The sequence below is a fragment of the Patiriisocius marinistellae genome, assembly GCF_009014635.1.
Taxonomy (GTDB): Bacteria; Bacteroidota; Bacteroidia; order Flavobacteriales; family Flavobacteriaceae; genus Patiriisocius; species Patiriisocius marinistellae.
Genome location: NZ_BKCF01000001.1, coordinates 674,490 through 696,288, shown reverse-complemented (window position 1 = coordinate 696,288; position 21,799 = coordinate 674,490). Strand labels below are relative to the sequence as shown.

Genomic DNA, 21,799 nt, shown 5'->3' with positions numbered 1-21,799 from the left:
TAATAAAGACCTGTCAAAACAGTAAATGCATGACAGGTCTATGTCTCTCTTTGGAGAGTTTTTAATAATTATTTTAATTAAGAAAATCCAAATTAGATTTCTGTAGTTGTAATAATTCGTTCTCGCTGGCTAAATCAAAAACGGTCTCGTCAAATTCTGTTGTTAAAGTTTTATCTGCTCCTTTTTGTAATAAATATTTTAAAACATCTGTATTTGAAGCAGTCATTGCCGCAATATGTAAAGCCGTTAACCCTTCATTATTTTTTGCGTTTATAGGAACATTCAATTCTCCTAATTGCTTTAACAATGAGACATCGCTATATTTTGCCGCCAAATGAAGCAGTGAATTATCATTTTCTTGTAGCATCTTAAAATTAAGTCCATTTGATTTCAATAAACTAAGTTTAGATTCAAACGTACTTATATCATTAGCTTTGTATGAATTGAGAAGATAATATGCTATTGAATTACCTTTTACATCAACAATATTAATATCTGCTCCATTTTTGAGTAAAAATGCTATTGTTTCTGTTGTATTCCCACTCACTGCTTTGGTTAATGCAGATTGACCGTTTTTATTTTTAAGATTGATATTATCTATTTCAGAAGAGAGCAATTTAATTATTTCAAGATTATTGCTATTTGCTGCAATCATAAAAGGTGAATTCCCATTTATATCTTGCTTATTAACATTAACTCCTTTTGAAATGAAGTAATTATACACTTCTTTCTCTTCATTGTTATTAGCAATGTTATGCAGTGGATTTCTTCCATCTTCATTTGTAGTATTTACATTAACCCCTAGGTTTTCTAAATATTTATAAAAGTCAAGCGAGTTTTGATGTCCGCGTCTCCCTTGACTTGCAAAAATTATTGCATTACCACCTTTTCCATTTAGGTTTTTAAACGAAACATCCCTTTTAATAAGCATGTTTAAAACATTTTTGTTTCCTCCTTTTGCGGCATACTCAAAAAGACCGTTTCCTTCTGCATCTTTACTTTGTAATGAAATTCCTTTATTTACGAAGTATTCAATAGTTTTATAATCCTTAGCATACCCCGCAATAAGATGAAGTGCATTTGCCCCTTTTTCGGTTTTTTCTTCAAAAATTTTAACCCCATACTTCTCAAATAAATCATAAACTTTGGGATCTATTTGACCTGCAGATGCTGCAAACATAACCGGTGTATTTCCGTGGCTATCGGTGATATTTGTTTTTGCATTTTTGCTTAACAAATAATCCATTATCTCAGTATTGCCAGCATATGCGGCCCAGAAAATGTACGTCCTGCTATCATGCGTACGTTTCTCTATTGGATTTCCCTCAAGTGACAACAAGTACTTAATTACTGGAGTTTCTGCCTTTTCTAAAAGCGCATATACCGTGGCATCAAAAGCATTTTGATTTAATTTTGTTGCATCATAACCATCTGAAACCTTTTGTTGCACTATTTGAAGTGTGGGATTCGATTTCCAAAATGCTCTGTCTAAAAATACGTTACCTTCTTGAGCTGTAACAGTTAGACTAGCTATAATTATTAAAAGTGTTGCTGTAAATTTCATTTTTATTTTTTTACAAATGATTCAATGACTTGATCAATTTTTTCTTTTGTTTCATATCCATCATCAAAAAGGTATTTATATAATACTTTGTTATCCACTTTTTCTTCTAGAACTAAATCCTTGTTACGTCCATAAATCTCATCCCATTTTGTTCTTACAAGCGCCCATTTATTAGTATTATCTTTCCACCACTGAGCAGCTACAGCACAACGATTATCATCTACTTTTTTATATACGTTATATCCTTTTTCATGTGCGACAATCACATCTTCTTTTCCATCTTTACGAACTATTTTTTTATTGTTTTGATCATGTATCCAACCAAAGTTTTTTATCTCTTGGCGGTTGCCTCTCTCTGTTACATTATAGTCACTTCTTGTAGTATATTCACGTCTTGGCAGTGGAGCATCTGTCGTATTCTCCCAATAGCTCTTTCCATCAACATGTACCCATGTCGCACTCCCTTCATAACGCGGACTATCATCAACTTGAAAAACTTTTTGAGTCCATTGTCCAGCTACATCTGTTTTAGCTTTATTTTGAAAAGCCCATTTATTATTAGCGTGGTAAGTGTATAAATCTGTATTTTCAAAAAGCCAATCTTGGCGCCAGTGTTTGATAACCATAGGCTCAGCAGGATTACCTACTTGCAGTAAATGCTGAATTGAAATTTTATCATCTTCATCGGTCACTAATTGTGCCCATTCTAGCCCTTTATCAACTTTATTTTTTGACGGTCTATACAGAGAGTCTTCACTATATTGAAAAGTTTCTGCAAAGTTGAATGTTACTTCGTAGCAACCGCACATTGCTTTTATTGCTTCTTGATCTTTTTGTTTTTTACTTTGCGCCATCGTACTAAATGTGAAACCTAAAACAAAGATTATAAATGCTGTATTTTTCATTTCTAAATTATTTTATGATTAATTTTTTTGAAATCTTACTCGTTCCTGATGTAAAGCTCACCAGATAAACACCCGATTGTAACGTCGAAACATCAATCGTTTTATTGAAAAAACCATTACTATTTGTAACCTCTTTATCATAAACTTTTGTACCGTTCATTGCATAAATTGCTACACTATTTTTTTCTGAAATGTTAGCTATATTTTCAAATATGATATTTACTTGACCATCCACTGAAGGATTAGGGTACATTCCGAATGAAACTTGCTCGGTTACATTTTCAATCCCTAATACACTTGAAACATCTTCGGTTACAAATGTGAGATTTCCGGTTGATGAGCCTTCAAATTCTGTGAAGTACAATCTATAAACAGTTTCGTTATCATATTTTACATAATATTTTTGATTGTTAGCAATATCATATCCTGAACCATTGAAGTTTTTCCAATCATAGCCTATGGTGTTCATTTCTTCTAAATACTCAACATTATTAGGGTCTATAGCCGTGTCATCCTCATCGCTTTGTGCAACGGTAACATTAGGATTGTGAAGCACTCCAGTTACTGGATAATACTGTCCTGGAGGATTAAGAAATGTCGTGTATTTTCTAAAAACAAAATCCCAAGTATCAATTGCTGGCTCTGCAACTACAGGTTCATTGTTTCTTAGTGAAAAATAGTTATAACGTGTATCTGGGTTTGTTGAATTATTAACCGTCTGTGTTGTTTCATTTACCCAAGCAGCACCATCCCATGTAGCAAACTTAAATGTGTATGCACCAAAATAATCTTCATTAATAAATTTTACATAACTGCCATCTGCATACTTCAACACAAATACAATAGTGCCCTCTACATGGTGTGAAGCTGGATTATACTCTCCCCAACCATAAGTTGCAGAACCTTGCATGAATGCACCATTATCCCAGTTTGTATCATCATTATAGAGTGGCGTCCAGCTAGCCTCATCTGTAACGTCGATTGAATTAAAATCTGCTGCTGTATTTGCCGTTTCAAAAACTTGTATTCCTTTTCCATCATTAACACGTATTCCTATGCTTTGAGCATTTTCACGTAAAAATGCAATGTCCCAATTGGCAGCTACGTACGTATTTTCAGAAAGGTTTGAAAGCTTAAAATATAATTCATTTTCATAATTAGCTCCCATTGAAACTGTGACCGTGTCCTGTGCAGTAGCAACTAATACCGTGGCTAATGCAATAACCGAAAGTAATATTTTTTTCATCTTTTTATTTTTAATTGTTGTTGATTTGTTGTTATAGTTATCGTACTAAATTGTATTTAAATTCTGGAAAACCTCTATCACCGCTATCATTTAATAATGCGGTAAACTTGAGTTTATAAATGTTATTATTTGGATCTCTTATGATGTAGTAAATTGTATCAATTAATACCTTATCATCATTAATCACTTCTCTCCAACTACTTCCTATTACGCGTTGATCAAGGACAAAATTTGTTTCTACAATGCTATTTTCATTAAAGTTATCATAAGCAATAGCATCTGTATTAACCGTGTAAATTTCTACGCCCCCTTTTCTATTATGGAGTACTCCATCTGAAAATCCATAGGAACCTGCTCCCTCAAGAATATTTGTAAACACTGTAAAATTGATATCCCAATTTTCGGCCTGAGGCTCTACAGGTAACGTAGTATTAGTATTAAAACTAAAAAATGTAAAGTTGAATGCCGAATCTTTTGAAATCACAACTTCTTGGTGTGAGGATTGATTTAAATCAGCATATTGAAGCAGGTATCCATTTTCTTGACGAAGCACTCTTATTTTTTTCCATCCTCGCGCATCACCTGCAACGGCAACACTTCCTGGCGCTGGTGTTTCACTTCCTACTTCAAATCCTTGATTGATTAAATACACATTATTATCAGCATCATTTGCGCTGATAGATGCGATGGCTGTTTTAGTAATATCACCGTCTGGATTGTCAATATAAACTTCATTTGTAGGATCAAAAGTTCCCACAGCTACTTGATCTTGAATTGATGCAACATCTGCTTCGGTAACGGCGTCAATATTGGTGTTATCTATTTCGGCTGCTGCCATATAAATTGAACCATTGATACCTACACGAAAATCATCTCCTCCATAAAATCCTAAATCCCACGTGTCCCTTTTTACCTGCGTTTGCTCTTCTGTACTTAAATCAATATAAACTTGGTTGGGCTGATTAGGACCTCCCACTTCTGGCTCAAAACCACGGCCTAAAGAAGCTTCGCTATTTAATGTATGTGTTGTGTTTCCTTGGATTTGTGAATTTGGATAGGAAACCGAAACTATATTAAATGAAATCTCAACTGTTTCATCAAGATTTTGATTTACTTTATTAAATGTGAAACTTGAACCATTTGCCCCTTGCAAAATTGGCACTGTAATATTTACACCTTCTAATGGTGGGTTTGTAGTAAAATCTTCTCCATAAGTAGCGTTTACAGTTTCGACTAAAAGAGTCACATTTCCAGACTCTGTAGCTGTTTGAGAATAAACAAATGCTATTTCTTGGCTTGTATTAATCGTTCCTAAATTTGAAGAAAGACTTTCAAAAGCAACGACAAATGATGCTTCTGTAACTACTGAGTTTTCATCATCGCTACATGAAATTGACATCAATGATACTATAGCAATCCATACAATTGCGATGTGTTTTTTATAAAAATTAGTCATTATATTTTTAGATTATAGGTTAGTTTTAAAAAATAAGAGCGGCCATACCCTAACGGAATTTGTGCTGGAGGACCGTTATGAGTACCTCCTTCAAATGCGGTTGTATTTACTTGTGTAACATCAAAAACATTGCGGCAACCAAGTGTGGTGACAAATGATCCTTCAAAAAAAGATTTGTTCACTGTAGCGTCCATCCAGCTATATGCATCGGTCGTACCAGCAGTAAACTCTTGCGCGCCTTGCTCATTTTTTTTTTCCACAAATTGCTGTTGTTCTCCTATATGCTTGAAAAAAACTGAAAATGTGCTATCCCATTTAGGCAGTGTGTATGCGAGGTTTGCGTTTAATTGTAGATTAAAAAGAAAGTCGTCATTACTTTGGGTACGACTATCAAGTACTTTTGAAATTCCTTGAAATGACGCACCTATTTGACCCTTAAAATTTCCGTAGAAAATCTCATTTTCTGAAAATATTCCCGCTGCTTTAAAATTGTCAATATTCTTATACTGAAATGCTAATGGGCTTTGATTTATTACAATTAATTCAATACGGTCTTTGAGCCCTAAATAGTTAAAACTTAATTTATTTTTTAACCGAACCTCCCCGTTTGCGAGTTCACTACGTTTTTTAATATGTAGAAAAGCCGAAACCCCCTTTTCTGGATTTAAAGTTGGGTTTCCTTGCACGTCGTGGTTTACATCTACGAAGAAAGTATACAATTCGTCGTAGCTAGGTGTGCGGTTTGCAGACCCTAAAATTGCACGAAGTTCCCAATCCTCGCCTAAAGACTGTTTTGCACTCAATGATCCTATATATTGGGTTTCAAAAATATTATTGATAGACGCCCTAAATCCAGGACGGAGGGAAAAGCGATCTGTTAGTTGAATTTCAGAAGAAGCAAAAAAGTCATAGCTATTGAGTTCTTGAGTTACCTCTTCGCTTTCAGGCCCTATTACAATTGCAAGAGAGGAACCAGAGCCTTTTTCGGCAGTGATTTCATATCCTAATTGTAGGTTTGTTTTATTTGTGTTTATAATATTGCTAAAAGTTCCACGAGAGAACACCGCGCTTCTACTTTGATATTCACCTTCTTCTACATTTTCTTTTTCTTGGTTTCTAATGCGATAGGTATAGCGCTCTAAGTCTTTGTTTTGTTCTTGGTAGGATAGAGAAATATTATAATCTATTTTTTGAAGTAGTTTACCCGTACTATTTAAATGATGGTAAAATCTATTATTAATATAAATTTCATCAAGTGCAGATGGATTTGTGGTTCCGGTTGCAGGATTTTCATTAATATCAACTGTTTCATTGTAACGCTCAATGTGCTCATTTAAATAATCAAATCGATAAAAAACATTGAAGCCCTCTACTTTGTAGGACAATAGAGCTTTTGTATTTTGTTGTAATTTAGGGAGCCATTCATGTCCTCTTAACCCGTCATTTTGTGCATAGTTTTCTCCTTTTTTAGTATTGAAAAACCCAGCAAAATCATTGCGAGTGTACGTGGCATTTGCGTACAATCGTTCCGAGAAATTGTGCCCCAATCGCAATGACTGAATATGACGGCCTTTATCAAACCATTCATATTCACTGCCTATAGTTTCTTCTTGAAGATAGGCAGTTATGTCCCAGTCATTACGTGAGGACTTTTTTGTTATTATATTAATGATTCCAGAAATTGCATTTGAACCATATTGCACACCCATAGCGCCTTCTACAATTTCAATACGCTCAATATCATCAAGATTGATTAATGTTAAATCCGTATTGTTTCCTACCCCTTCTTCATTTATAATAGGAATATTATCAATGAGTACTTTAATATATTGACTATCTAGACCAAATAGACTCACACCACTTTTACCTGTAGTAGTATTAGGTGTAATATTTAAATTAAGTGTTGTGTTAAGTACATCTGCAAGGGTATTACCTGCTTGGCGTTCTATATCTTTTCTAGTAATTACTTTTACCTCAACAACAGATTTTGATACTGATTGTGGATTGAGTTGACCAGTTACTACTATCTCATTCAACTTTTCTCGAGATATAGAATCATTATTCTGTTCAATTTGGCCGTAAAAAATAACACTATTTAATAGCCCTATAAAAAATAAAAAATGACGCATATAATTGTTAGTTATGAGCGAGCAAAATTAGTTATTCTTATTCATTCTAAATAAGAATAAGCGCATTTTTATTCATCTATTAAGATTTATTCTAAATAATTATTTCTGTAAATAACTCATTTTTATCACATAAACATAAATTGATGAATTATAATTTAACATATTTAAAAAAAATTAAGAAAATTTTAAGTGTTTGATAGCTCATAGTTTTTACTTAAAATAGGATTAAGAGAATGCTCTTAATTAATGTTTGAAATTTTAGCTTAGCTAAGTCTTTACATTTAAGTTCATAGAGACAATTTTTATTATTTTAAAGCAATCTAAATATAAACAACTGCAAAACAAGAATTTATATTCATTCTTAATACAACTTAGTGTAGCTTTGAGTTATAACTAAAACAAAAATTATGTCAATAAGATTAGGAAATAGCTGTACAAATTGTGAAAATTTAGTAGACGGCATGAACTGTAAAATACATGGTGTACAAGTGAGTGACAGTTATACTTGTGATAGTTTTGAAATGAAAGCAGCACTAAAAAACGACCCTAACTGCACAACATGCTCTAGATATGAAGGGCCAACATGCGCAAATCCTCAAAAAGCAGCACTAGGAATGCTATGCTCCCATTGGGCTCCACAAAATGCAATAGCTTAATACAGGAATTTTAAACTATAATTTTTTTAATTGTAGTTTGTTGTAAATAAGCACATTAGTGTTTATATTTAAACCTCCTCTTTTTACAAAACATAGTAAAATACAATATTCAAGGAAGTTTATTTCTAAATACTAAATTATGCAAACATTAAAACTACGCTCTAGAAATTCCAGCGTTCACGTACTCGAAGAATTATTAACAAGTTTGGGTTATGAGGTATATGTATCAAACTATTTTGGCACAGATACAGACCGCGCGGTAAAAGATTTTCAATCAAAAAATGATCTTGTTGTTGATGGTATTGTGGGAGCAAAAACTTGGGCAATACTCTTAAACGCACAACAACAATTAACTCAGTTTAATAATAAATTTCTCTCTGAGGATGATTTAAAAGATTTTGCCTCACAGTATGGTTTAGAACTTGCTGCGGTCAAAGCAGTAAATGAAGTTGAAAGTAATGGAAAAGGATTTCTACTAGACGGCCGCCCACGTATTTTGTTTGAAGGACACGTTTTTTGGCGTGAACTCAAAGCAAGAAACGTCTCCCCTGAAACATTAATAAATGAGCACTCAAAAAATGTATTGTACAAAAGCTGGACAAAGAAATTCTACGAAGGAGGCAAGCAAGAATTTGACCGTTTAGAAAAAGCAGCAGGATTAAGCGACGATGATTTAGTACACAATGCAGCATATGTATCTGCTTCATACGGAGCATTTCAAATTATGGGGTTTCATTATCAATTGCTAGGTTATAGTACGGTCGATAGTTATGTTGCAGATATGTACACACACGAGCGCCAGCATTTAAAGGCGTTCGGGCTTTTTTGTAAAGCAAATAATTTAATCCGCCATCTTAAAAGTAAAAATTGGGCAAGCTTTGCAAGGGGATACAATGGTCCAGAATATGCAGCGAATAAATACGACACAAAACTGGCAAGCGCCTATAGAAGGTATATAGCAATGTAGTTTTACTTCGGAAATATGCTTGTTAAAAAATTTGTATCTTACATTAAAGCCTTTAATTATGAAAAAACTTCTACTCTTACTCGTCCTTTTTTATTCAATAAATATTTCGTCACAAAATCCTGATATCGTGGGAACATGGTATTTAAATGCCTTCACAGCAGATTTATCAGATCCTGAACCCATTACTAATGAAGATTTTCCACAAAATCCTACATTGACAATCAATCCAGATTTGAGTTTTGAGGGAGTGGGTGCCTGTAATACCTTTTCGGGAAATATTATTTTTGTTGATGATATTGAATATTCCAGCACAAACTTTTCAGCCACAACAATGGATTGTGAGAATATGAATTACAATGACTCAGAACATAATTATTTTACCCATTTTGACGATGCTCAAAACCCTACAGTATATATTTATGGAGGAGGCACAGAACTTTATTGGGAAATTGCGCCAGGATTTGGACTCCAATTTCAAGACAATGTTTTTCTTTCTATTAAAGATAATGTAAACACCACTATTTCAATAGTACCAAATCCAGCCTCAAGTAATCTTTCAATCAATACAAATGGAGCTTTAATTTCAGAATTCTCTATATTCAATATCTTAGGTAAAAAGATATCTTCTGAAATGTATAACGGACAAAAAATTGATGTTTCATCTTTAAAAAGCGGCATTTATTTAATAGAGCTCATTTCCGAAGGAAAAAAGACCGTGAAGAAATTTATTAAAGAGTAGAAAAACTTCCACAGAATATAAAAATGATTATTTTTGCAGTCCAATTTTGAAGCTCGAGTGGCGGAATTGGTAGACGCGCTGGATTCAAAATCCAGTGACTTCGGTCGTGCGGGTTCGATTCCCGCCTCGAGTACTTTTAAACCCTTTGCTAACCGCAAAGGGTTTTTTTATAGAATCTAAATGGAAACTTTCTCAAGTTCAAATATCTTATTAGCAGAAAATTTTCTTTTTTCTAATCTTGAACGAAGTATAGGGCTATCTCCGTTGTTAGGTAATTCATCAATTAAAAAAATAACGTCTTTATATAATTTAATTGCTTCGTTAATATCACCTCTATTTTCACTCATTTTAGCTTTCTTAAAGCTTATTAAGTATTCAGGTATCTTTTTATTATTCTCACTTGAAAATAAATAAACTATAAACCCAATTAAAGGACTTAAAAAAAGAGAAATAAGGAAATAACCTAAAAAACCTAATGATTTCTCTTTGCCAATTAACCCTACAACTAATGATACACCAATCCAAATAATATAAAACATAGATATAATTTAGCAAATGAAAGTAATTAAAATTCTCTGAGTTAGAAAAATTAAAGATTCATTTTTTTTTGTTTACAACTCCGCAATAACATTTCTTTCTCACTTTTTTGGTTTCCACTATTTTTGCGGTACGTATAAAAAATTACCACCATGCCACTTGAACCACAACCCAAGATTTTTGCCTGTAAACAATCTCAAAGTTTAGCTGTTGATATAGCTAAAGCCTACGGTATTCTATTAGGAAATATCATTACCTCAACATATAGCGATGGAGAATTTCAACCTAGCTTTGAAGAAAGTGTACGTGGATGTCGTGTGTTTTTAATAGGCTCTACACACCCAAGCAGCGACCATTTAATGGAATTATTGTTAATGTGTGACGCCGCAAAACGAGCAAGTGCAAGACACATTACCGCGGTTATGCCTTATTTTGGCTGGGCACGTCAAGATCGCAAAGACAAACCTCGTGTACCTATTGCAGCAAAAATGATTGCAAAAATGCTAGAGACAGCAGGTGCAACTCGTATAATTACAATGGATTTACATGCTGACCAAATTCAAGGTTTCTTTGAAAAGCCAGTAGACCACCTTTTTGCTTCAACTATTTTCCTACCTTATTTAAGAGGTTTAAATCTTGATAATCTTACAATTGCCTCGCCAGATATGGGAGGTAGCAAAAGAGCTTATGCATATTCTAAAGCGCTAAATAGCGATGTGGTTATTTGCTACAAACAAAGAGAAAAAGCAAATATTATTAGCCATATGGAACTCATTGGTGATGTAAAAGGCAAAAATGTTGTATTAGTTGATGATATGGTGGATACCGCAGGAACATTAACAAAAGCAGCAGACCTGATGATGGAACGTGGAGCACTAAGCGTGAGAGCTATTTGTACACACCCTATCTTATCTGGGAGTGCATACGAGCGTTTAGAAAACTCAAAACTAGAAGAGCTAATTGTAACAGATTCAATTCCGCTAAAACAAACAAGTCCAAAGTTAAGAGTACTTTCTTGCGCAAAACTTTTTGCAGATGTAATGCTTAGCGTTCATGGAAACAAATCAATTTCAGAAAAGTTTTTAATGTAGGTTAAACAAAATTTAAGATTAAAAATTAAGCCAAGAAAAAGACAAAAAAAGTCTATTTTTTGGCTATTTGATTTATTTTAATTCAATGTATTTTAACATAAAAAAATTTATCTTTCCCTTTATTAAGGTAATAATCTACAGCTACTTAATTAACTCTACATAATCAAAAAGCTATATTCACTTACGCGTTTTAAATTTCAGAAAAAAAGAGTACATTTGCACCCCTCAAAAAGAGGAAATTACATTTAATTAATTAAAATTATAAAATGAAATCAATTACAATCAACGGATCTAAAAGAGAAACCGTAGGCAAAAAAGCAACAAAAGCCTTACGAGATGCTGGACAGGTACCTTGCGTAGTATACGGAGGAGACGAGCCTATTCACTTTAATGCACCAGAACTCGCTTTCAACAAACTAGTATACACGCCAGACGTTCATACAGTTGTAGTTGAGCTTGAGGATGGTACAAAAGTAAACTGTATCTTACAAGACATTCAATTTCACCCAGTTACTGACAGAATTTTACACGTAGATTTCTATCAAATCTTTGATGATAAAGAAGTAATGCTAGAAATTCCTGTACGTATTACAGGTAATTCTCGTGGAGTTAAAAATGGTGGAGTTTTACGTATAGTTACACGTAAAATGCGTATTAAAGCAGTTCCTGCAAACCTTCCAGATTTTATTGAAGTAGATATTACCGAAATGAAAATTGGTGCAAAAATGTATGTTACTGCTGTTAAAAGTGAAGATTTTACAATCTTACACTCAGACAACACAGTTATTTGCCAGATTAGAACTTCTCGTACTGCAATTGCTGATGAAGATGAAGATGAAGAAGGTGAAGAAGGTGATGTTCCTGCAACTGAGACTGACGACGTTGCTGCGGTTAAAGAATAAACCAAACAACGTTAATATATTTAAAAGCATTCCGTTAATTCGGGATGCTTTTTTTATTTTTACCTAAAATATAACCCTATGATTTCATGGCTTAGGAAACTTTTCTTCGGAAATAAAACAGCATCAACCACTGAGGTGTCTCATTTAAAAAACTCTGAACAACAAAATGAGAACACTAATTCCGAAACATCAATTAAACATGAAAAAAACACCGATAATGCTAGTCACATTATTGAAGCACCCAAAACTGACCCCACAACTATGAAAAAATTTCTAATCGCCGGCCTTGGAAACATTGGCCCTAAATATGAAAACACCCGTCACAATATTGGGTTTAAAGTGCTGGACTATTTGGCTAAAAAAGAAGACCTTACTTGGGAAACCGTAAAACTGGGAGACGTAACCACCTACAAATCAAAAGGCCGTACATTTATACTTTTAAAACCAAGTACTTTTATGAACCTTAGCGGGAAAGCAGTAAAATACTGGCTTGATAAAGAGAATATTCCTGTTGAGAATATGCTTGTAATTACAGATGATTTAAACCTTTCTTTTGGTACATTTAGAATTAAAACGCGAGGTAGCAGCGGCGGTCATAATGGTTTAAAAGATATTCAAGCAGTTTTAAATTCTGGTAGTTACCCTAGATTTAGGTTTGGTATTAGTGATGAGTTTTCAAAAGGGCGCCAGGTTGATTATGTGCTAGGCGAATGGACACCAGAAGAAGAAGCGGCACTTGGAGAGCGACTTGAAAAAGCGTCTCAAATTATCCCCTCTTTTGGACTTGCAGGAATTAATAATACAATGAACACCTTTAACGGCAAATAACATGGAGGAATATCTAGATGCTTCCACTTTTAATAGCACTACTCAAAGTGTAATAACTATTGGCACGTTTGATGGTGTACACATTGGCCACAAAGCCATTGTTGAGAGACTCGTGTCAGCCGCAAAAAAAGATGGGTTAGAATCTGTTGTACTTACATTTTTCCCTCACCCCAGAATGGTTTTACAAAAGGATAGTAATATTAAACTCATTAACACATTGCAAGAAAAAAAGCAGTTACTCGAAGCTGCTGGATTAGACCACTTTGTTGTAGAACCTTTTACATACGAGTTTTCAAGATTATCAGCGCTGCAATATGTACGTGACATTCTTGTCGAAAAACTTAAAGCAAAAAAAATTATAATTGGCTACGACCACCGCTTTGGCCGTAACCGTAATGCAGATATTAATGATTTAAAAGCCTTCGGAAAGGAGTTTGGTTTTGAAGTCGAAGAGATTAGCGCTCAACAACTTGATGAAGTTTCGGTAAGTTCAACTAAAATTAGGAGAGCTATTGAGGCAGGAGACATTAATACTGCTAATGATTATTTAGGCTATAATTTTATGATATCAGGAACTGTCGTCAAAGGAAAAGCAATAGGACGAACACTAAAATACCCTACAGCAAATCTTGCAATCGCTGAGTCTTATAAACTTGTGCCTGTGAACGGTGTTTATGTGGTAGAATCAAAAATAAATGATATAAATTACTATGGAATTACAAGCATAGGAACAAACCCTACCGTAGGTGGCACCTCAAAAACCATTGAAACTTATTTCTTAGACTTTGATGGAGATTTGTATGGTAAAAAACTAAATTTAGAATTCTTAACACATATTCGTGATGAAGAGACATTTAAAAATTTAGACATGCTAAAAGAAGCAATTAACAAAGACGAGCTTTTTGCCCGTAGTTACATTTCCGAAGTGAGAAAAAATGGATAAGTTTTTATTCAAACATATAGACAACACTGGGCTCGTTTTATGGCGTGTGGTTTTTGGAGCACTCATCGCAATCGAAGGTTTTGGCGCAATTGCAACAGGCTGGGTAAAACGAACTCTCATTGAGCCAGACTTTACATTCAACTTTATAGGGTTTGAGTTTTTACAACCGCTACCAGGCAATTGGATGTACATCTATTTTGCTTTGATGGGAGTTTTTGGGCTTTGTGTAATGCTAGGCTACAAATACAAATGGAGCATGTTTTTTTATGCTCTCATGTGGAGTTGCGTTTATCTTATGCAAAAAACCTCTTATAACAATCACTATTATTTAATGATGTTACTTTGCTGGTTGATGGTATTTCTACCCGCAAACAAATGGTTTTCTCTTGATGCAAAACTTAATACAAAAATAAAGTCACCCTCCATGCCACGATGGGTTTTACTAGTCATAATTTTACAAATATGGATAGTATATACTTACGCCTCAGTTGCAAAATGGTATCCAGACTGGCTTGATGGTACTGTTGCAGAACTCTTTATGCGTGGTAAAAAAGATTATTGGTTAATTGGTCCCATTCTGCAAATAGATTGGATTCAAGCATGTATCACTTACGTAGGTATATTATTTGATCTGCTTATAGTTCCGCTACTTCTTTGGAAACGTACCCGCCTTGTTGCATTCTGTATTTCTGTATTTTTCCATTTATTCAACTCAGTTGTGTTTCAAATTGGTATTTTTCCTTACATGTCAATTGCATTTGCACTATTCTTTTTCTCTTCTGAAACATTACAACGTCGATTTCTCCCTAAAAAACAATTATATACTGCTGGCGAGATAAAAGTGCCTAATTACAAACCCGCTTTAATTGGTGTTTTTAGTGTTTATTTTGTAATCCAAATTTTGCTCCCTCTACGTCATTGGACTTTTAAAGATGATGTATTGTGGACCGAAGAAGGACATAGATTAAGTTGGCGTATGATGTTACGAAGTAAGTCTGGAAATGCAACATATTATGTTGTTGACAAGGCCACAGATAGTAGAAGACGCTACCCAATTGACTCCTTATTATCAAGAAAGCAACGCCGAGCAGTAAGAACTAAACCAGATATGATCTGGCAGTTATGCCAGCGCATCAAAGAAGCAGAAAATAAAAATGGACGGGACGTTGCAGTATATGTGGATGCAAGAGTTAAAATTAATGGAGGGGGCTCTAACCAACTCATTGATCCTAAAGTAGACCTAGCAAGTGAGCCATGGAAACACTTTGAACACCACCCTTGGATTTTACCTCAACCAGAAAGCTACAAGAAAAAGAAAATTAAGAAAAAATAAGGTTTTTAAAGTACTCCACCACTACGCCATTTGCAATTAATACATAAAGATGTGTTAAAAACTTTTTTATTACTAACCAATCGTTTAGTTTTGTACTGTAATTATAAATACGCTTTTAGTTAAAAGCAAGAAATAATGGCAAGAAAAAAACAATATATTGAAAGTGATGTAGTCGAAAGAGCAATGAATCTTTTTTGGAAAAATGGCTATGAAACTACCTCAATGCAAATGCTCGAAAAAGAAATGGGCATCAATAAATTTTCAATCTATTCTAGTTTTGGTAACAAACATGGTCTTTTTCTTGAGAGTTTAAAATGTTATAAATCTAAAACTAAAAGCTTATTTGAGGATTTTAAAAATGGATCAAATGGCGTACACGATATCAAGGATTTTTTTTATAAATCTGTAGCTTTAAGCCTTAAAGAAGGAAATCATAAAGGCTGTTTTGTAACTAATACATTTAATGAATTTTCAGAAAAAGAAGATGAAATTATAAATGAGCAAATGAGTGCATTCATGGATAATTTAAAACAAATTATTATTGAAAAATTAAAAACTGACACTACTAAAGATGAAGCAATCATAACGAAACAAGCTAACTATTTGGTATTAGCAAAACATGGTTTAGCAGCAGCATCTAGAGTAAATACAAAAGAAGAAATTGATGATTATATAGAAATGATTTTTGATAATATCTAAAAGCATTTTTTTTAAACAATAACTAAACGAACGTTTAGAAAATATTAACATAATAATAAAAAAGAAAAATTATGACAACTTTAAAAATTCACGACATCGAGACTGCTCCAGAAGGAAGCAAAGCATTATTAGAAAACTCTCAAAAAGCCTACGGAATGATTCCTGGTTTACACGGAGTTTTAGCAGGATCTCCTCAAATTTTAGAAGCATACCAAACGTTACATGAGTTATTTACGCAATCATCTTTTAACGAAGAAGAGTTGACTGTGGTATGGCAGGCTATCAACGTAGAACATGCATGTCATTATTGTGTTCCTGCACATACAGGTATTGCAAAAATGATGAAAGTTGATGATGAGATTACCGAAGCATTACGTGATGAAACCTCTCTGGAAAATGAAAAACTAGAAGCTTTACGCACTATGACTTTATCTATAGTAAGAAACCGTGGTAACGTATCGCAAGAAGATTTAGATGCTTTTTACGCAGCGGGATATGAAGAAAAACATGTTTTAGATATCATTTTAGGGTTATCTCAAAAAACAATAAGTAACTACACAAATCACATAGCAAATACACCAGTTGATGCTGCATTTGAGAAGTTTGCTTGGTCAAAAAAATAAGTAAGAATCCCTTATTACTAAATAGTAGTTATAAGCCTTCCAAATAAAACGGAAGGCTTACTAATCATTAAATTATCAACCATAAAAAAATAGAACTATGAGTATTTCAGTAGAAAACAAAATTGCATTAGTAACAGGAGCAAATAGAGGAATTGGTAAATCTATAGTAGAATCCTTTTTAAATCATGGTGCAAAAAAAGTATATTTAGCTGTACGTGATACAGATTCTACAAAAGAATTAGAAGAAAAATATGGTGATAAAGTAGTCACGTTAAAAGCAGATGTATCTAACACAAAATCTATTCAAGATTTAGCAAAGCAAACTACAGATGTAGAAATTTTAGTAAATAATGCAGGCGTTGGTTCGCCTCAAGAAACGCTTGGCGAAGGTGTTGAAGACGATATGCAATTTCAGTTTAATGTTAATACTTTAGGTTTATTGCGTATTGCTAATTCATTTGCCAATACTTTAGAGAATAATAAAGGTGCATTAGTGCAATTAAACTCTGTAGCTTCTGTTAAAAATTTTCCTAATCTGTCTACTTATTCTGCTTCAAAAGCAGCTTCGTATTCATTAACTCAAGGATTAAGAGCATATTTCGATAAAAAAGGAGTTCGTGTACTTAGTGTACACCCTGGTCCTATAGATACAAAAATGGCAGAGAAAGCCGGGTTTGAAGAAACATCTACAAAAGAAACTGTTTCAGAAGGTATTGTTAGTGCATTAAAAGCAGGAGATTTTCATTTATTTCCAGACGAAATGGCTAAACAAATAGAAGAAGCATATAAAGGATTTTCAGAAAATGTTGTTTTAGGCGATTCTTAAAACAAACACAACAAAAATAAAAAAATGATAAAAGTATCAGTAATGTATCCAAACAGTAAAGATGTACAGTTTGATGCAGACTATTACAAAAACACGCACTTACCAATGGTATCCAAATTAGTTGGTAACACTTTAAAAGATTTAGAATTAAACTTAGGTATAGCTAGCAGAGTTCCTGGTGAGCCTGCTCCTTATGTAGCTATTGCGCATTTAAAGTTTGATAGTATTGAGACTTTCCAAGAATCTTTTGGACCTCATGCAGAAACTTTTGCTGCAGACACAAAAAACTATACTAATGTTCAAGCTGAGCTTCAAATTAGTAACGTTGTAACGTTTTAAAAAATGAAAACACAAGAGATTAACATAAAACCACTAGCCAAGCAATGTTTTAAAAAAGTATTTAGAACAACTACCGAAGCTCCTGGTTTTATGCATCTTGTTTTCGATAAAAAACAACTTACTCCATATCAATTTAGATCTATTATGATAGATTTAAAGAAAGAATTATCAGCACTCAATGTTTCAAAATTCAACAAAAAACTAAGCTATCATTGGCTTGTTCGCTTTGATCAGCAAGTAAACACGCCTTTTCATGTAGACAATGCTGCAGATCAATCAATTTTACTATTAGGTTACGAACCAAGCGACATAGAAAGTGAATTACAGCTAGCAGATTATCATAAATATGCTAATAAAGCTTACAATACGCAAGAAGATTACTTTAATAGGTTTACTCCTATTTTTAAAGAAGACGATGCCCTATTAAAGCCCTTCACTTCAAAAATAAAGTCTTATGATAATACTCACTACTCCATTGTAATTATAAACAATAGTAATCCTAAATCCAATTTAGAAACTTTAGGATTGTTTCATAAAGCAGTAATTCTAAATAAAGATTTAAGCAAAAGCAGAATTGTAAATTCTATGGTTTTAAATGTTGTTTCAACAGATGAAATAACGGAAGACGAAAAAAAAGAAAGCATCTTTTTAAACAGCACTGTAATTAGTAAATAAATATATAACTATATTAAAAAAGAAAATTATGTCAGATAAATTAAAAATAGATATCGTTTCAGATGTTGTGTGTCCTTGGTGTACCATTGGTTACAAACGTTTGGAAAAAGCAATACAAGAATTAGGTGTAGCAGATAAAATTGAAATAGAATGGCAACCGTTTGAATTAAACCCAAATATGCCAGCCGAAGGTCAAAACGTAACGGAACATATTACAGAAAAATATGGTTCTACATTAGAGCAGCAAAAACAATCACAACAAATGATGACTGATGCTGGTGAAGAACTAGGTTTTAAATTCGATTATTTTGATGAGATGCGAATGGCAAACACTTTTGATGCTCATGTTTTATTAGAATATGCTAAAGACTTCGGAAAGCAAACCGAATTAAAAATGACTTTAACTAAAGCCTTTTTTAGCGATAGAAAAGATGTGTCTAAAAAAGATATTTTAAAAGAAGCCCTTTTAGAAGTTGGTTTAAATGCAGATGAAGCGTTAGCAAAATTAGATAGCGATGAAGCACGATTGGAAGTAAGAAACAAACAAAACTATTGGAAAAACATGGGTGTAAACTCGGTACCAACTATTGTTTTTAACCGTAAGAGTGCCATTACAGGTGCACAGCCAGTAGATACTTTTAAACAAGTATTGACGGAATTAATTGCTGAACAACAAGCAGTTTAATTTTATAATTTTCAAAAGAAAAGAAAGATATGAGTTCAAATAAAAAAGGTGAATTAGATACTCAACTAAACGAAGTTCGTCAAGCAAGCGCATCTAAATTTACTGACGAAAAGAAAAAAATATATGCAGATGGAATTTCTAGTGTACAAAACTCTGGAGTTTTAGATTCGGCCTTAAAAGTTGGTGACAAAACACCTAATTTCACTCTAAAAAATGCTTTAAACGAATCGGTTAGTTTATACAACGAATTAAAAAACGGACCAGTAGTTTTAACGTGGTACAGAGGTGGTTGGTGTCCATATTGCAATATTACTTTGCACGCTTTACAAGAAAAATTACCAGAATTTAAGCAAGAAGGCGCTACGCTTTTGGCTTTGACTCCAGAATTGCCAGATAACTCGTTAAGTACATCAGAAAAGCATAGTTTAGAATATACGGTTTTAAGTGATGTTGGAAACCTAATTGGTAAAAAATATGGTGTAGTTTACACCTTAACCGATGATGTTGCTAGTATTTACAATACTGGTTTTGGACTAAACAAAGTCAATGGAGACACAAGTAATGAATTGCCTTTAGCTGCAACGTATGTTATAGATACCAACGGAATAATTACCTATGCTTTTCTAGACGCGGATTATACACAACGTGCAGAACCATCGGAAATATTATCCGCTTTAAAACAATTGAAATAACGTTTTTTTAAATGAAAAAATCAGTAAAAATACTAACCGGGATTTTAGGTTTTATAATACTTATCCCTGGCTTGGCTAAATTTAGAGAGCCTTTTAAAACCTTTATTTATAAACATCTTGATTATATAGGATTTCCTTTTCCTGAAGTCATGCAGTATGTAGTGAAGTTTGGCGAAGTAGGGGTTGGTTTAGCACTGTTGTTTTTAGCGTTTAAAGAAGCTGGCTTAACTAAGAAAGTAAGAGGGAGAGTTTTTTACATAAGTAATATAGCAATCATTGTTATGATGATTGTTGCCATCTATACTCACTTACATCCAGCTGTACCAGCCGAAATTTTACCATTGGAATCCAAACCTCCTGTAATGCCCATAGTGTATATTATCTTAACTGTATTAAATGTATTTTTATATAAAAAATCTACCATTAATTATGAAAAATAATAGGAGGATTTTTATAAAAAAATGTAGGATTAGTAGGGACAACGGGGCTATTAATCCCTAATTTAGTATTAGCAAATTCAGAAAAAAACATAGAGTTTATGACAAATAACACACGACCAAAAGTCTTATTTTTTGACGTTAATGAAACGCTGTTAGACTTAACAGATATGAAAGAAGTTGTTGCCAAAGCTTTAAATGGCAGAGAAGATTTATTGCCCTTATGGTTTACCACCATGCTTCAATATTCTTTAGTGACAACAGCTAGCGGACAATACGAACATTTCGGGATTATAGGCGCTGCAGCGTTACAAATGGTAGCAGCGAATAACGATATAGTTATATCTGAAGAGGAAGCTCGTAACACTGTTATAAATTCACTAAGAAGATTGCCGGCACATCCAGAAGTTAAAGAAGCACTGGCACAACTAAAAAAAGATGGTTATAAATTAGTATCCTTTACGAATTCATCAAATGAAGGAGTGAAAAAACAATTTGAAAACGCAGGTTTAACTGCTTATTTTGATGAAAGACTAAGTATTGAAGAGATAGGTAAATTTAAACCTTTCACAGATACTTATGCTTTTGCAGCTCGTAAAATGGGGGTGAAACCGGAGGAATGTATGTTGATTGCGGCGCATGGTTGGGATGTTGCAGGGGCAGTTTGGGCCGGCTGGAGAGCAGCATTTATTAGCAGACCGGGAAAACAATTATTTCCATTAGCTCCTAAAACAGAAATTATTGAATCTGACTTACAAAAAGTAACAGATTTATTAGTCACTTATAAATAACAATTCCTGGTTTAAATTTCTTTTACTAAAGATAGTTTTCAAAAAAATATATTAGGGGCTATGCTTAATTTATCTATGAGCTTTTTATGCTCAAAAATTTTAATTGTTATATATTTCCGAAGTAAGGCTTCTTTATTTATTCAAAATAAGAATTAGAGTACGTATCATTAATTATTCCTTTTAGATTATAGATCACTAAATGCTTGAATAGCTCTTTTTTAGAATATGATTGAAATAGGTTATTCTTTTTAAAAACAAGATTATCAAATCTGAAAAAATAAATTTTTATCATTAATTCTAGATTAACTTCATTGTTGATATTTCCATTATCTTTTGCCTTATTTAATAAATTGAGGATTGTTTTGTTTGCTAATTCTTCAACAAAATCGTCAAATAACGTATTAGCTTTTGGGTAATACTTTTCTAATCCAAAGAGAAAAGAGGGCTTGAAATGTTTTAAATATTCAAACCCTCTTTCGTATATCAAAATAACACTTAAAATAGGGTCTTTTTCATTATTGGTAACAATTCTATTTATATCTTCTCTATATTCATTCAACAAACTTTCTAGACTAGAGGTAACTAAGTCTTCTTTGTTTTTAAAAAATGTATAAATTGTTTTTTTAGATATCCCGAGTGATCTTGCCAAATCATTTAATGTCACATGTTTACTTCCTAGTTGAGTAAATTTTGCGATAGAACATTTTAATAATTCGGCTTTAGTAATCATTTTTTT

The 21,799-nt window shown here is 33.2% G+C and carries 24 protein-coding genes and 1 tRNA gene; 18 read left to right on the top strand and 7 right to left on the bottom strand.

Annotated elements, in window-relative coordinates:
- Positions 1–73: 73 nt before the first annotated feature.
- The 5 genes from GB234_RS03130 to GB234_RS03110 are packed head-to-tail and all read right to left on the bottom strand — an operon-like array spanning position 74 to position 7,300.
- Positions 74–1,564, bottom strand: coding sequence for an ankyrin repeat domain-containing protein (locus GB234_RS03130; RefSeq protein ID WP_151893059.1), 1,491 nt, complete (start codon positions 1,562–1,564; stop codon positions 74–76).
- A 2-nt stretch (positions 1,565–1,566) separates the two neighbouring features.
- Positions 1,567–2,469: a DUF6607 family protein gene (locus GB234_RS03125; protein WP_151893058.1), complete on the bottom strand. Its 903-nt coding sequence runs from the start codon at positions 2,467–2,469 to the stop codon at positions 1,567–1,569.
- A gap of 7 nt (positions 2,470–2,476) precedes the next feature.
- Complete coding sequence (locus GB234_RS03120) at positions 2,477–3,715, bottom strand: T9SS type A sorting domain-containing protein (protein ID WP_151893057.1); 1,239 nt, start codon at positions 3,713–3,715, stop codon at positions 2,477–2,479.
- A gap of 37 nt (positions 3,716–3,752) precedes the next feature.
- Positions 3,753–5,171, bottom strand: a complete 1,419-nt coding sequence (locus GB234_RS03115; protein WP_151893056.1) for an HmuY family protein — start codon at positions 5,169–5,171, stop codon at positions 3,753–3,755.
- The gene (locus GB234_RS03110) at positions 5,171–7,300 is read right to left on the bottom strand and encodes a TonB-dependent receptor plug domain-containing protein (RefSeq protein ID WP_151893055.1); all 2,130 of its coding nucleotides are present in this window, start codon (positions 7,298–7,300) and stop codon (positions 5,171–5,173) included. The genes GB234_RS03115 and GB234_RS03110 overlap by 1 nt, the downstream gene beginning before the upstream one ends.
- Before the next feature lie 407 nt (positions 7,301–7,707).
- On the opposite strand from GB234_RS03110, the gene GB234_RS03105 reads away from it, so the two are divergent.
- From GB234_RS03105 to GB234_RS03090, 4 genes are all read left to right on the top strand, one after another.
- A complete protein-coding gene (locus tag GB234_RS03105) occupies positions 7,708–7,956 on the top strand; it encodes a hypothetical protein (RefSeq protein ID WP_151893054.1) in 249 nt (82 codons plus the stop codon).
- Between the two features lie 139 nt (positions 7,957–8,095).
- Positions 8,096–8,923, top strand: a complete 828-nt coding sequence (locus tag GB234_RS03100; protein ID WP_151893053.1) for an N-acetylmuramidase domain-containing protein — start codon at positions 8,096–8,098, stop codon at positions 8,921–8,923.
- A gap of 58 nt (positions 8,924–8,981) precedes the next feature.
- Positions 8,982–9,662 (top strand): T9SS type A sorting domain-containing protein, encoded by a 681-nt coding sequence (locus GB234_RS03095; RefSeq protein WP_151893052.1) that lies wholly within the window; start codon positions 8,982–8,984, stop codon positions 9,660–9,662.
- Between the two features lie 51 nt (positions 9,663–9,713).
- Positions 9,714–9,795 (top strand) — tRNA-Leu (locus tag GB234_RS03090).
- 43 nt (positions 9,796–9,838) lie between these two features.
- Here the strand turns inward: GB234_RS03090 and GB234_RS03085 are convergent.
- Complete coding sequence (locus GB234_RS03085) at positions 9,839–10,201, bottom strand: hypothetical protein (RefSeq protein WP_151893051.1); 363 nt, start codon at positions 10,199–10,201, stop codon at positions 9,839–9,841.
- 150 nt (positions 10,202–10,351) lie between these two features.
- Between GB234_RS03085 and GB234_RS03080 the strand changes: the two genes are divergently transcribed.
- The 14 genes from GB234_RS03080 to GB234_RS03015 all read left to right on the top strand — a co-directional run bounded on the left by GB234_RS03080 (position 10,352) and on the right by GB234_RS03015 (position 21,063).
- Complete coding sequence (locus GB234_RS03080; protein ID WP_151893050.1) at positions 10,352–11,290, top strand: ribose-phosphate pyrophosphokinase; 939 nt, start codon at positions 10,352–10,354, stop codon at positions 11,288–11,290.
- 266 nt (positions 11,291–11,556) lie between these two features.
- Entirely contained in the window at positions 11,557–12,192 is a 636-nt protein-coding gene (locus GB234_RS03075) for a 50S ribosomal protein L25/general stress protein Ctc (protein ID WP_151893049.1), read from the top strand.
- Between the two features lie 78 nt (positions 12,193–12,270).
- Positions 12,271–13,020, top strand: coding sequence for an aminoacyl-tRNA hydrolase (gene pth / locus GB234_RS03070; protein ID WP_371863329.1), 750 nt, complete (start codon positions 12,271–12,273; stop codon positions 13,018–13,020).
- Between the two features lies 1 nt (position 13,021).
- A complete protein-coding gene (locus tag GB234_RS03065; protein WP_151893048.1) occupies positions 13,022–13,963 on the top strand; it encodes a bifunctional riboflavin kinase/FAD synthetase in 942 nt (313 codons plus the stop codon).
- Complete coding sequence (locus GB234_RS03060; protein WP_151893047.1) at positions 13,956–15,296, top strand: HTTM domain-containing protein; 1,341 nt, start codon at positions 13,956–13,958, stop codon at positions 15,294–15,296. Before GB234_RS03065 ends, GB234_RS03060 begins: the two co-directional genes overlap by 8 nt.
- Positions 15,297–15,431: 135 nt before the next feature.
- Positions 15,432–15,995: a TetR/AcrR family transcriptional regulator gene (locus GB234_RS03055; protein WP_151893046.1), complete on the top strand. Its 564-nt coding sequence runs from the start codon at positions 15,432–15,434 to the stop codon at positions 15,993–15,995.
- A 71-nt stretch (positions 15,996–16,066) separates the two neighbouring features.
- Positions 16,067–16,618, top strand: a complete 552-nt coding sequence (locus tag GB234_RS03050) for a carboxymuconolactone decarboxylase family protein (protein ID WP_151893045.1) — start codon at positions 16,067–16,069, stop codon at positions 16,616–16,618.
- 97 nt (positions 16,619–16,715) lie between these two features.
- Positions 16,716–17,444: an SDR family oxidoreductase gene (locus tag GB234_RS03045; RefSeq protein ID WP_151893044.1), complete on the top strand. Its 729-nt coding sequence runs from the start codon at positions 16,716–16,718 to the stop codon at positions 17,442–17,444.
- Between the two features lie 24 nt (positions 17,445–17,468).
- Positions 17,469–17,783, top strand: a complete 315-nt coding sequence (locus GB234_RS03040; RefSeq protein ID WP_151893043.1) for an EthD family reductase — start codon at positions 17,469–17,471, stop codon at positions 17,781–17,783.
- 3 nt (positions 17,784–17,786) lie between these two features.
- A complete protein-coding gene (locus GB234_RS03035) occupies positions 17,787–18,458 on the top strand; it encodes a hypothetical protein (RefSeq protein WP_151893042.1) in 672 nt (223 codons plus the stop codon).
- Positions 18,459–18,486: 28 nt separating this feature from the next.
- The gene (locus GB234_RS03030; protein ID WP_151893041.1) at positions 18,487–19,143 is read left to right on the top strand and encodes a DsbA family oxidoreductase; all 657 of its coding nucleotides are present in this window, start codon (positions 18,487–18,489) and stop codon (positions 19,141–19,143) included.
- A 29-nt stretch (positions 19,144–19,172) separates the two neighbouring features.
- A complete protein-coding gene (locus tag GB234_RS03025; RefSeq protein WP_151893040.1) occupies positions 19,173–19,835 on the top strand; it encodes a peroxiredoxin-like family protein in 663 nt (220 codons plus the stop codon).
- Positions 19,836–19,846: 11 nt separating this feature from the next.
- On the top strand, positions 19,847–20,275 hold the full coding sequence (locus GB234_RS03020; protein ID WP_151893039.1) for a DoxX family protein: 429 nt from the start codon (positions 19,847–19,849) through the stop codon (positions 20,273–20,275).
- Between the two features lie 98 nt (positions 20,276–20,373).
- Positions 20,374–21,063, top strand: coding sequence for a haloacid dehalogenase type II (locus GB234_RS03015; RefSeq protein ID WP_151893038.1), 690 nt, complete (start codon positions 20,374–20,376; stop codon positions 21,061–21,063).
- A 136-nt stretch (positions 21,064–21,199) separates the two neighbouring features.
- On the opposite strand, the gene GB234_RS03010 is transcribed toward GB234_RS03015, so the two are convergent.
- A complete protein-coding gene (locus GB234_RS03010; RefSeq protein ID WP_151893037.1) occupies positions 21,200–21,793 on the bottom strand; it encodes a TetR/AcrR family transcriptional regulator in 594 nt (197 codons plus the stop codon).
- Between the last annotated feature and the right edge of the window lie 6 nt (positions 21,794–21,799).

Excerpts from the sequence above, each read along its gene's own strand:
- GB234_RS03130 (WP_151893059.1), bottom strand. The coding sequence starts at position 1,564 with ATGAAATTTACAGCAACACTTTTAATAATTATAGCTAGTCTAACTGTT.
- GB234_RS03125 (WP_151893058.1), bottom strand. The coding sequence starts at position 2,469 with ATGAAAAATACAGCATTTATAATCTTTGTTTTAGGTTTCACATTTAGT.
- GB234_RS03120 (WP_151893057.1), bottom strand. The coding sequence starts at position 3,715 with ATGAAAAAAATATTACTTTCGGTTATTGCATTAGCCACGGTATTAGTT.
- GB234_RS03115 (WP_151893056.1), bottom strand. The coding sequence starts at position 5,171 with ATGACTAATTTTTATAAAAAACACATCGCAATTGTATGGATTGCTATA.
- GB234_RS03110 (WP_151893055.1), bottom strand. The coding sequence starts at position 7,300 with ATGCGTCATTTTTTATTTTTTATAGGGCTATTAAATAGTGTTATTTTT.
- GB234_RS03105 (WP_151893054.1), top strand. The coding sequence starts at position 7,708 with ATGTCAATAAGATTAGGAAATAGCTGTACAAATTGTGAAAATTTAGTA.
- GB234_RS03100 (WP_151893053.1), top strand. The coding sequence starts at position 8,096 with ATGCAAACATTAAAACTACGCTCTAGAAATTCCAGCGTTCACGTACTC.
- GB234_RS03095 (WP_151893052.1), top strand. The coding sequence starts at position 8,982 with ATGAAAAAACTTCTACTCTTACTCGTCCTTTTTTATTCAATAAATATT.
- GB234_RS03085 (WP_151893051.1), bottom strand. The coding sequence starts at position 10,201 with ATGTTTTATATTATTTGGATTGGTGTATCATTAGTTGTAGGGTTAATT.
- GB234_RS03080 (WP_151893050.1), top strand. The coding sequence starts at position 10,352 with ATGCCACTTGAACCACAACCCAAGATTTTTGCCTGTAAACAATCTCAA.
- GB234_RS03075 (WP_151893049.1), top strand. The coding sequence starts at position 11,557 with ATGAAATCAATTACAATCAACGGATCTAAAAGAGAAACCGTAGGCAAA.
- pth (WP_371863329.1), top strand. The coding sequence starts at position 12,271 with ATGATTTCATGGCTTAGGAAACTTTTCTTCGGAAATAAAACAGCATCA.
- GB234_RS03065 (WP_151893048.1), top strand. The coding sequence starts at position 13,022 with ATGGAGGAATATCTAGATGCTTCCACTTTTAATAGCACTACTCAAAGT.
- GB234_RS03060 (WP_151893047.1), top strand. The coding sequence starts at position 13,956 with ATGGATAAGTTTTTATTCAAACATATAGACAACACTGGGCTCGTTTTA.
- GB234_RS03055 (WP_151893046.1), top strand. The coding sequence starts at position 15,432 with ATGGCAAGAAAAAAACAATATATTGAAAGTGATGTAGTCGAAAGAGCA.
- GB234_RS03050 (WP_151893045.1), top strand. The coding sequence starts at position 16,067 with ATGACAACTTTAAAAATTCACGACATCGAGACTGCTCCAGAAGGAAGC.
- GB234_RS03045 (WP_151893044.1), top strand. The coding sequence starts at position 16,716 with ATGAGTATTTCAGTAGAAAACAAAATTGCATTAGTAACAGGAGCAAAT.
- GB234_RS03040 (WP_151893043.1), top strand. The coding sequence starts at position 17,469 with ATGATAAAAGTATCAGTAATGTATCCAAACAGTAAAGATGTACAGTTT.
- GB234_RS03035 (WP_151893042.1), top strand. The coding sequence starts at position 17,787 with ATGAAAACACAAGAGATTAACATAAAACCACTAGCCAAGCAATGTTTT.
- GB234_RS03030 (WP_151893041.1), top strand. The coding sequence starts at position 18,487 with ATGTCAGATAAATTAAAAATAGATATCGTTTCAGATGTTGTGTGTCCT.
- GB234_RS03025 (WP_151893040.1), top strand. The coding sequence starts at position 19,173 with ATGAGTTCAAATAAAAAAGGTGAATTAGATACTCAACTAAACGAAGTT.
- GB234_RS03020 (WP_151893039.1), top strand. The coding sequence starts at position 19,847 with ATGAAAAAATCAGTAAAAATACTAACCGGGATTTTAGGTTTTATAATA.
- GB234_RS03015 (WP_151893038.1), top strand. The coding sequence starts at position 20,374 with ATGACAAATAACACACGACCAAAAGTCTTATTTTTTGACGTTAATGAA.
- GB234_RS03010 (WP_151893037.1), bottom strand. The coding sequence starts at position 21,793 with ATGATTACTAAAGCCGAATTATTAAAATGTTCTATCGCAAAATTTACT.